The organism is Dietzia sp. DQ12-76 (assembly GCF_014145045.1).
In the GTDB taxonomy this organism is placed as follows: Bacteria; Actinomycetota; Actinomycetes; order Mycobacteriales; family Mycobacteriaceae; genus Dietzia.
Genome location: NZ_JAALDV010000388.1, coordinates 2,648 through 6,839 on the forward strand (window position 1 = coordinate 2,648; position 4,192 = coordinate 6,839).

Sequence of the window (4,192 nt, forward strand, 5' to 3'; positions counted from 1 at the left end):
GTCGGTGTCGTCGTCGATACGGCCCCCCAGGGCGAGCACCTGCTCCAACCAGATCCAGGCGATCACGATGTGCCCTGTGGCCTCGAGATACTCCGTGGCGTCGGCCAGGAACGCCTCCGGGTCGGTCGCCCCGACCCCCGCGAGTGCGGTGGTCACCTCGATCAGTCGTGTCACCCGGGGTCGGAGCAGTGCGGCGAACTCCTCGACCGCGCCGCCTGCCGCATCCGCGCGGTCGCAGGTGGCGGCGATGCGCTCGCTGAGCGCGGCGAGACCGGCGCCACCTCCGGCGAGGACCTTGCGCCCGAGCAGGTCCTGGGCCTGGATCCCGTGCGTGCCCTCGTGGATCGGGTTGAGCCGGTTGTCGCGGTAGTGCTGTTCCACGTCGTAGTCGATGGTGTAGCCGGCACCACCCAGCACCTGCACCGCCAACTCGTTGGCCTTGAGGCACCACTGCGACGGCCACGACTTTGCGATCGGGGTGAGCACGTCCAGGAGGGTCGAGGCGGCCACGGCCTCCTCCGGCGAGCCGGTCCTCTCCTCGTCGACGAGTCGCGCGCAGAACAACCCCAGCGCGAGCGCTCCCTCCACGTACGATTTCTGGGCCAGCAACATCCGCCGCACGTCGGCGTGACCGGTCAGCATGACCTGCGGCGAGGACGGATCGGAACCGGGTGCCCGGCCCTGCGGACGGGTGCGCGCGTAGTCGAGCGACTTGAGGTAGCCGGTGTATCCGAGTGCCGTGGCGCCAAGGCCGACGCCGAGCCGGGCCTCGTTCATCATGGTGAACATCTTCTTGAGGCCGGTGTTCTCCTCGCCCACGAGGTACCCGACAGCGCCCGGCCGGCCGCCGGGGGTGTGCATGCCCTGGCCGAGGGTGGGCATGGTGTTGACCGTGCCGCGGAAGCCCATCTTGTGGTTGAGGCCGGTGATCACGATGTCGTTGCGCTCCCCGATCGACCCGTCCTCGTCGACCAGGAACTTCGGCACGACGAACAGGCTGATGCCGCGGGTACCGGCCGGCGAACCGGGCACCTTGGCCAGCACCAGGTGCACGATGTTCTCGGACATCTGGTGCTCGCCGCCGGAGATCCACATCTTCTGCCCGAACAGCCGGTAGGTCCCGTCGTCCTGCGGCTCGGCGCGGGTGGTGATGTCGGCGAGGTTGGAGCCGGCCTGTGGCTCGGACAGGCACATGGTCCCGGTGAAGCGACCCTCGACCATGGGCCGGACGTACCGCTCGATCTGCTCCTCGGAACCGTGTTCGATCAACAGGTTGGCGTTGCCGGTGGTGAGCAGTGGGTACGCGGCGGTGGAGACGTTGGCGGCGTAGAACCACGCCATGCACGCCAGGTACGCGGTGTACGGCAACTGCATGCCCCCGACCCGGGAGTCCATCGCGGCGCCCACCAGGTCCGCGTCGGCGAAGCGGCGCAGGGCCTCGGCGATCTCCGGGATCAGTTCGACCTCTTCGCCCACGAGTCTGGGCTCGTTGAGGTCGGCCGTGCGGTTGTGGGGAGCGAAGTACTTCTCGGCGAGTTCGGCCGACAGGTCGACCACGGAGTCGATGGTCTCGCGCGAGTGGTCCGAGTACCGCTCGCGCCCACACAGCTCGGACACCCGGAGCCAGTCATGGAGCAGGAAGTCCATGTCGGCCCGGGACATCACGGTCGAGGGAAGGGTATTCGAGGGAGCCATAGCCGCAGGCTACCCGGCCGGCCGCGGCCGTCAGCTCCCGCCGGTGGCCCGGGCGAACCTCTGGCCCATGCCGAGCATGGTCCTGGCGTACGCGGCGGGCATGAACCGTTTGCCGCGGTAGGCCTTCCGGGCGTCCGGGTCGGGCAGGATCAGGAACCGCTTCGCGTCCAGTCCGGTCATCACCTCGGCGGCGATCTCGTCCGCACCGCGCTCGGAGCGGTCGATGAGCTTGCTCGCGAACGCGCTCGCGGCGGGGTCGGAGGAGTTCAGGCTCGAGGCCAGGTTGGTGCGGAAGAACGACGGGCACAGCACGGAGACGTCGACCCCGAACGGCTCCAGTTCCCACCGCAGGGTCTCGGAGATCGCGACCACGGCCGCCTTGACCGCTGTATAGGAGGCCATGGTCGGCGGGTGTACGAGGCCGGCGAGGGACGCCGTGTTGACGAGGTGCCCCCGGCCCTGGGCCTTGAGCATCGGGACGAAAGTGCGGCACCCGCGCGCGACACCCAGCAGGTTGATGTCCGTGATGAGCCGCCAGTCCTCCTCGGTGAGGTACTCGATGCGGCCGCCCTGCGCGATCCCGGCGTTGTTGACCAGCACGTCCAGCCCGCCCCAGGTCTTCTCGACCTCGGCGCGCGCCGCCTGCCATTCCTCCTCGGAGCGCACGTCCAGACGCAGATAGCGGGCGTCGGCGGGCAGCGAGTCCGGCCGGTCGTCGGTGGCCGCGAGGTCCGCGATCATCACGCGGTCACCGCGCTCGAGGAACGCCGTGGCCAGGGCCAGGCCGAGACCCGACGCCCCGCCGGTGACCAGGACCCGGCGATTGGTGTCCGCGGGGGAGGGGGAGGAGACGAACGGTATCCGGTCGAGGCCGGGGACGGGGAGACCGGACACGGGGAGGTGGGGAAGACGCATGAGGCGAAACCTACCGGGTCAGCCCCGTGCCAGCGGTGCGGGCTGTCCCGCGGCACCGAGGAACTGCGCGGCCATCGACACGGCCGGGCCCGAGGAGTCGGCGCCCTCGATGAGGACCGCGAGCGCGATGTCCCCGGTGGAGCCGACGAACCACCCGTGGGCGGGGCCGGTGCCGACCTCGGCCGTCCCGGTCTTGCCCCCGAGTCCGGGGATCGAGTTCGCAGCCGTCGCGGTGCCCGATCGCACGGTCTGTTCCATGTACCGGCGCAGGGTGTCCACCACACCCGGGTCCAGGGGTTCCGGAGTGTCGTTGGCGGTGGCGGGCATCCCGTCGACCACGTGCGGCAGGATCATCCGCCCGCCGCCCGCCAGCGAGGCCGTCATGACCGCCATCCCGAACGGGCTGGCCAGCACCTCGCCCTGCCCGATCGCCGCCTCCACACGGGCCGGACCCTGTTCGGTGACGGGCACGGACCCGGTGTAGGTGTCCACACCGAGACCGGGGGCGAAGAACCCGACTCCCAGCCCGAGCTTCGCGGCCGTGTCCTTCATGGCCTCCGGCGAGAGCCGGTCGCTGATGACGGCCTGGCTGGTGTTGCACGAGCGGGCGAACGCGGTCTCCAGCGGGACCGGGCCGAGTTCGAAGTCATCGTCGTTGGGGATCGTGCGCCCGGACACGGTCACCGAGGCCGGGCAGGGCACGACCTCGTCCGGGCCGACGACGCCGGCCTCGAGCGCCGCGGCCGTGGTGACGATCTTGAACGTCGACCCCGGCGGGAAGCGGCCCTGCATGGACACCGGCCCCTGCCGGTCGGCGACGGAGTTCTGTGCCACGGCCAGGATTCCGCCGGTCGAGGGCTGGATCGCCACGATCGACGCTCCCAGGGCGGAGGAGTCCACCGCCTGCTGGGCCGCCCGTTGCATCGAGATCTGCAGCGTGGAGACGAGGTCGTCGACCTGGCCCACCGGGGCGCTGCCGAGCTCGATCGGTTCCGCGTCGGGATTGACGATCTCCGCGGTCCAGCCACCTTTCGCGGCGATCGCGTCCATCCACGCGGTCGGCAGATTGTTGATCGCAGGAGAGGTCAGGCTGCGGTCGGTGCGGATGAGATCCCCGCGTTCGGGGAGCGTCACCCCCGGGACGGCGGCGAGCTGCTCGCGGATCGGGTCGATGTCGGACGGGCGGAGCGCGACGATCTGGTACGGCTGGTCGCCGGCCTCGGCCATGCCGTCGCGGATCGTCTGCCCGGTGATCGTCGGCACCACGGGGCTGACCAACGCCGCGACCGCGTCCGCGGACTCCACCGCCCCCGGCGCCAGGGTCACCGCGGTCACCGGAGTCCACTGCAGCAGCGGTTCGCCCGTGCGGTCGAGAACCGAGGTGTCGTAGTCCAGGATCTCGGAGAAGGCCAGGGTGCCCCCCGGCTCGAGGCGGGTGTCGAGGATCGTCGGCGACCACTCGACCCTCCAGTCCTCGCCGACCCTGGTGGTCCGCGCCTCGCCGGTGGTCGTGACGATGCGGGGGGCGGCTTCCGCGCCGGGGGTCCCGCCGGCCGGGTCGGAGCCCGCCTCGTCGTCGTCG

3 protein-coding genes are annotated in these 4,192 nt (G+C 70.9%); all 3 read right to left on the reverse strand.

All coding sequences use genetic code 11. The features are described 5' to 3' along the window. On the reverse strand, positions 1 to 1,695 hold a 1,695-nt coding region (locus tag G6019_RS13015; protein WP_241726036.1), incomplete at its 3' end, for an acyl-CoA dehydrogenase. A 30-nt stretch (positions 1,696 to 1,725) separates the two neighbouring features. Then, on the reverse strand, positions 1,726 to 2,610 hold the full coding sequence (locus G6019_RS13020) for an SDR family NAD(P)-dependent oxidoreductase (RefSeq protein WP_182613111.1): 885 nt from the start codon (positions 2,608 to 2,610) through the stop codon (positions 1,726 to 1,728). 18 nt (positions 2,611 to 2,628) lie between these two features. After that, on the reverse strand, positions 2,629 to 4,192 hold a 1,564-nt coding region (locus tag G6019_RS13025; protein ID WP_182613112.1), incomplete at its 5' end, for a penicillin-binding transpeptidase domain-containing protein.